This is a genomic window from Blastocatellia bacterium, from assembly GCA_035275065.1.
Lineage (GTDB): Bacteria > Acidobacteriota > Blastocatellia > UBA7656 > UBA7656 > DATENM01.
This window is the reverse complement of sequence record DATENM010000067.1, coordinates 1-5,564: the sequence shown is the minus strand read 5'-3', so window position 1 is coordinate 5,564 and position 5,564 is coordinate 1. Positions and strand designations below refer to the sequence as shown.

Genomic DNA, 5,564 nt, shown 5'->3' with positions numbered 1-5,564 from the left:
TCTAACGTCACGCATCACCGGGCGCGGCGTGTCGCACTTGACCAATGACGAGAAACGCGCTCGCCGCGCTCCGGTGCATGCGCTTGTTGGGCGTCGCCTGTAACCTCAACCCCCTCAAAACCGTCGGCCTCCCGCCCTCGTCCCATCCCATTTTCGACGATTCCCGGTTCTGCCCTACGCTTCCCGCCCTGTGCCATTTTCCCTACTCTGCGCGGCCATCTCGCCGCCGCTGCCTGCACCCCTCATGGCTGCTGACCCCGTCCTGGCTTGTGTTGCCGACCATCTCGCTCGCCGCAAAGCGCCGCCGCCATTGCCGCTGTCGCTTGCCCATCCTTTGCGGTCCACCAAATCCTTTAACCGCGGCGGCGATACGATACGCCGCGGCTCACCGGCGTTTGTCTGCCGGTTGTTGCCAACCTCGCCGCTGCGCCGGGTGAGTGTCGCCAGCGGTGCGATGCGAATGGATGATCGCTGCAGGCGAGTCAAGCCATCCGCCGGTTTGCATCATTGCGCCTGCCGGCGATTGCGGGCGCGGCGCCTAACGCCCGCGTTCAGCGGGGCCGCGTACGGCAATCAAAGGACGCATGGGAATTGCGCGGCGCGGCCTCCGCTGCAACGCCTTGTTAGGCCGATTCTGACAGAAAATCGGCCATGGGTATACATTTACATTTGATTAAGGAGTATTCTTATCCTTAATCGTTTCTCTTGGCTTAAACAGATCCTTGATCTCCTCTAGTGCTGCCCCATTTACTTGGTCATCCACCTTTAGCTTCTTCGCGTTCGGGTTTTCCCACACCGCTGTATAGTAGTCTTCAAGTAATTTCACAATGTCGGGATGCTTTACGGCCAAGTGGAATTGGATTGATGTAGGTGAATATGGCCACTTATAGAAGGCAAAAATAACCTCTTCAGAGTCTATCAAGAGAAACTCCATAAGCGGAGGCATCCCCTGTGGAGGAATTTCGTAGTATTTGAGTTGGTACCCTTTGGCTTTATTGTTAGTGATCATGGCTTCGGCTCGCCTCAGTCTCTCTATGTTCGGAAAAGTCATAACTTCCCGATACCTGAAGTTCTTCTTGGAGCTTATTTCAGCTATGTCTCTTATGTATTCTTCATGTGCTTGCCTATGATCAGGAGTCTCAAAGTGATCGGCATCTCCCCAAGTCAAATCATCAATGCTGTTCTTTGCCTCTAACATTCTTTTATGAGCATATTCGTACACCTGTGATACATGCTCAAAGTACCTAACCTCAACGCCATTCAAGGATCGAATGATCTTTGCTTCTCCATCGCGCACCAGGCGTTCTATGCTGTCGAGTTTTTTCTTATTTTCAAATGCAAGATATTCGGCGACGACACCAACAACTAACAGAGTAAAGACAGGGATTCGGTGTTCCAACCAAGGTACCAATTCTAGCAAACCAATCATGTGTGAAAGCGCAATAAGGATGCTCAAGCCGCCAACAACGATGAGGATTATTTTTTCTTTCATAGTTAGCTCCTTTCAAACGTAGTTTAACAGTGCCCCTTTTCAATTTAGACAAGGCAGGTCATTGCACATCGGCCTAACGCTCGCGTTCAGCGGGGCCGTGAGCGGCATTGCGGGTAACCATGAGAACCGCGCTGCACGGCCTCCGCTGCAACGGGTTGTTAGACCCCCAGTTCGAGAATATCAACCAAAACGTCTTTGGATACCTTTGTTGGTTCAATCCTCTGCGCTTCAGTGCCTGCTTCAGACTAGAAGTCTTCGAATACCCCCAAGAACTTGGTTTCCTATCTGACAGCGCTTCCGCAAATACGCAAGATCATCGTCATTGGCGGCACCGTCAGACACTAGCGACTCATGAGTCAAAGCCCAGGTGACAAGGCGGAACGGTATCGCAAGAAGTGCATGATCCGGGTCCGAAAGGAAGAGCCCAGTTGGGTCTGATGCGTATTCTTCAAGTAGGCGCTGTACCCTCGCAATGTCGACCTGAGCTAGCATATCAGGCATATCCGGGTCGGGAAAACGAGCAGCACGATACTGCCAGTACTCCCTCTGTTCCATCATCCAGAGAAATGGATCATGTCCGTCGACCTCCAAGGATGCCATGAAAGCGGGATACCCTATTTCTTTGAACCGGCGCGCAACGAGTTTATGGGTGCTTGGGGGATTTGACACGATCCTAGCTGTCTCACCAGCGCGAACAATCAACTCATATTGTGTATGGCCGCCACCAGACGGCTTTGGTACGTGGAAAATAATTCGGTCAGCGCGACAGAGAGCCGCGCGACCAACATAGAAGGCACTGTAGTAAAGCTTGGTCACAGCCCAGGCTGCCTGCTGCGTGTGTAGCCCTCCGATTCCCCCGAGAAACGAAACAACGGCGTTGTAGACATATCGCCGAGCGTCTTCCCGCGCAATTGCCTTCAGTATAGACTCAGATTGCGAGGTGACGGTGTAATGAGCAAAGTATGTCTTAGCCGTCGCTCCACTGGGCAGGAGTCCAAGGAGATAAGTTCCGCAACCACTCTGGGGCATGCCCCTTAGACCTTGATCTTCCTGCTCTGACCTTTCGGGTCGAACATCTCTTCGAGAGCCTGGGATACCTGATTGAATGCTCGCCTTCCTTGCAGACCCTCGATGGCGTCCCGGCGAATGACATTCCCCGGTGAAATATTCATCACCTCCTCGATAGCCTTCGTAGTAAAGTCACCGGTTATGTTGCAGTGAACAACAAGCTTGTTCTTTACGAACTCAATGGCGCCAACGAAACCGGCGGCCATGCGAAAGACATTGCTAGGAGACTCCCATTCCGCCCCGTAAGCATTGCGTAGTACTGTGAAGAAGTTGATCAAGAATTGAGTCTGCGTTCGAAGTTCCGACAGGCCAACCTGCTCAAAGACGCCTTTTTCCTCAACGAGAGACTTGACAGCGGACACCACTGTTGACAGAGCGAGTCCTTTCTGTCCCTTAGGCGCACCTGGGAACTTGATGTAGTTACGGTAGGGAGACTTCGAGTTTTCGTTCAACTCCGAGGCTAAGTCTCCCGCTCGCAAAGCGGCTGGGTCAACCACGTAATCACTTGCGACTGAGTACAGATCGAATACGAGACTGCGATGAACCGGCTTCTGTTCGGTATTGATTGACAGGAAGATATCCGCACATTCCGGCGTGCTTAGTCCGCTGTAGATGCTCACCGGAAGCTGGAGGTTGGCGATTGATGCTTGCTTCTCAATTGCTGCTGATAGACCGATCACGCGATGCTGGCCGTCTATAATCTGAGCACTACGTGGTTTGCGTGGAAGTACTAGACTGCTGCCTTTGATCACGGGTGGCTCGTCAGCAGCAACCCAGTTAAGGACAATAGATGTAGGGAAGACACCACCTGCCAGTACAAAATCGCGGATGCTAGAGATTCTCGCCGGATTGAGTAAGCGTTGAACTGCGCCCTGCTCTTCGCTTTCGCCCCTCCTGGCGACATAACTGATTAAAACAACCTCTGCCGCCGAGAGCGATATGAGATAGAAGGCTTTCTCCTGTTGTTCTACCTTTACAAACGGCACCGATAGCGCACCTACGTGTTGACTCATAGAGCTATACTCCTTCTGGCCTTAAATAACAGCTTCAGATAGACATTGCAACAATTTTGGATTGCCGCCATGCGTGCAAGGTCTTCCGCGAGGGGGTCTAACGCCCGCGTTCAGCGGGGCCGTGAGCGGCATTGAAAGAACGTATAAGAATTGCGCTTCACGGCCTCCGCTGCAACGCCTTGTTAGACGGCCTTTGCAAGCTGCCCTATTTCTTTTTCGACGCTTTGTACTCTAACCCGAACCGTTTCATATACTCTGCCAGCGGCTCCAACCCTACACTCGCTCTCCTGGTGTCAACACCCTCCTCATCCTCTATCGGCCATAATTCCAGTTTCTTGGTCCCTTCGTTGAACTGGAGCTGCGTCCCGTAGATCTGTTTCTTCCCCTCCCGCATCAGGATTCTATCCTCTAGCAGGGCCGCATCGTCTCGGTCGGCTTCGCCCTTGTTGACGGCCTCTTTCAGCAGAGGAAAGTACTTCTTTTGGTATCCCAGGTCGCCGTGTTGGACTACCAAAAACGCCGCCAGGCTTCCTTCCTTACCGACACTGCTTCGCGCCGGCCACCCATACTTCTCGATGATCTTCGCCAATTTCTTTATGTTTCTTTTATCCAGCCTATCCTGCTTCTCCGCAAGATCCGAGAGCCTTTTTTCCTTCACGTCAGGGGCCAGGTTACTCCTATCGACCTCGGTTATCGCCCCTCTGTATTTCTGGTCATCCTTCAGCATTCTCGATAGTTCGCGCCGCAAACTCTGATTCACTAGTCCGGCGTTTTTTTGTGCGTATACCAGGCTGCTGAGCAACAAGAAGAGTATTAATTGGAGTGAAATAGTCTTCATAGGTAAAAAGTACAATTGTTAATCTTCTGTTGCAACGCCGATTTAGTTGGGACAGCCGTCTAACGCCAGCGTTCAGCGGGGCCGCGAGCGGTGTTGCGGGTAACCACTTGAGCCGCGCTTCGTGGCCTCCGCTGCAACGCCTTGTTAGGCCGCGCGGCACCGTATGCCGCCTTGGTTTTAATCATTGGTTGGTCACAGGAAAATTCAGCACTTATCATTTAGATGTTTGAGTAACAATATCGAATTGTTTGTCATAACCTAGAATTCTTCCTTTGAATTGAATTAGCGACTGTCCTCCCCTTAGCGCCTTGAGATGAATGACAATCATCGTTTTATTATAGGGCTTTTTGTCATAGGGAATCGCTTGAAACATCTGCTTGTCAAAAAGCCATTCACCAGAATCGGGTTCGAACGGGTCGCCACCGGCTTTTCCCTTCGAGTAAGCCATTCCCTGAGCAATTAGAGTGAAGGACTGACCTCGCTCCAGTTTTACCTGGAACTGGGTTATATATTGGTTTCTCCCTTCTGAATCCTTAACCTCTATTGCCTTTGCCTCTCCCAGGTCAACGCCTACCCCATGAATGATGAAAGTAGCGGAGCTTCCCCAAACTAAGACTACACAAAATAATAGGCTCGCCGGCACTCCAACTAAGCGCCATGAGTTCAGTTGTGTTGGCATTCAAACCTCCTTTTGGGAAATAGGGTAAAAGCTTTTTTCATCCGTCGTTGTGAAGCAGCCACCAGTTGCTTCATGAGCGGCCTAACGTCACGCATCACCGGGCGCGGCGTGTCGCACTTGACCAATGACGAGAAACGCGCTCGCCGCGCTCCGGTGCATGCGCTTGTTGGGCGTCGCCTGTAACCTCAACTCCCTCAAAACCGTCGGCCTCCCGCCCTCGTCCCCACCTATTTTCGACCGCCCCCGGTTCTGCCCTAGGCTTCCCGCCCTGGCCCATTTTTCCTACGCTGCGCGGCCATCTCGCCACTGCCTGCACCCCATCATGGCTGCCGTCCCCGCCCTGGCTTGTGTTGCCGACCATCTCGCTCGCCGCAAAGCGCCGCCGCCATTGCCGCTGTCGCTTGCCCATCCTTTGCGGTCCACCAAATCCTTTAACCGCGGCGATGCGATGCCCGCCGCTCACCGGCGTTTGTC

The 5,564-nt window shown here is 52.6% G+C and carries 4 protein-coding genes; all 4 read right to left on the bottom strand.

Going from position 1 to position 5,564, the window contains the following annotated elements; all coding sequences use genetic code 11:
• Window positions 1–673 precede the first annotated feature (673 nt).
• Complete coding sequence (locus tag VJ464_16750) at window positions 674–1,492, bottom strand: hypothetical protein (protein ID HKQ06786.1); 819 nt, start codon at window positions 1,490–1,492, stop codon at window positions 674–676.
• A gap of 1,034 nt (window positions 1,493–2,526) precedes the next feature.
• Window positions 2,527–3,573, bottom strand: coding sequence for a DGQHR domain-containing protein (locus VJ464_16745; protein HKQ06785.1), 1,047 nt, complete (start codon window positions 3,571–3,573; stop codon window positions 2,527–2,529).
• 205 nt (window positions 3,574–3,778) lie between these two features.
• The gene (locus VJ464_16740; GenBank protein HKQ06784.1) at window positions 3,779–4,411 is read right to left on the bottom strand and encodes a DUF6624 domain-containing protein; all 633 of its coding nucleotides are present in this window, start codon (window positions 4,409–4,411) and stop codon (window positions 3,779–3,781) included.
• A 214-nt stretch (window positions 4,412–4,625) separates the two neighbouring features.
• The gene (locus tag VJ464_16735) at window positions 4,626–5,090 is read right to left on the bottom strand and encodes a hypothetical protein (protein HKQ06783.1); all 465 of its coding nucleotides are present in this window, start codon (window positions 5,088–5,090) and stop codon (window positions 4,626–4,628) included.
• Window positions 5,091–5,564: the final 474 nt, after the last annotated feature.

Excerpts from the sequence above, each read along its gene's own strand:
- VJ464_16750 (HKQ06786.1), bottom strand. The coding sequence starts at position 1,492 with ATGAAAGAAAAAATAATCCTCATCGTTGTTGGCGGCTTGAGCATCCTT.
- VJ464_16745 (HKQ06785.1), bottom strand. The coding sequence starts at position 3,573 with ATGAGTCAACACGTAGGTGCGCTATCGGTGCCGTTTGTAAAGGTAGAA.
- VJ464_16740 (HKQ06784.1), bottom strand. The coding sequence starts at position 4,411 with ATGAAGACTATTTCACTCCAATTAATACTCTTCTTGTTGCTCAGCAGC.
- VJ464_16735 (HKQ06783.1), bottom strand. The coding sequence starts at position 5,090 with ATGCCAACACAACTGAACTCATGGCGCTTAGTTGGAGTGCCGGCGAGC.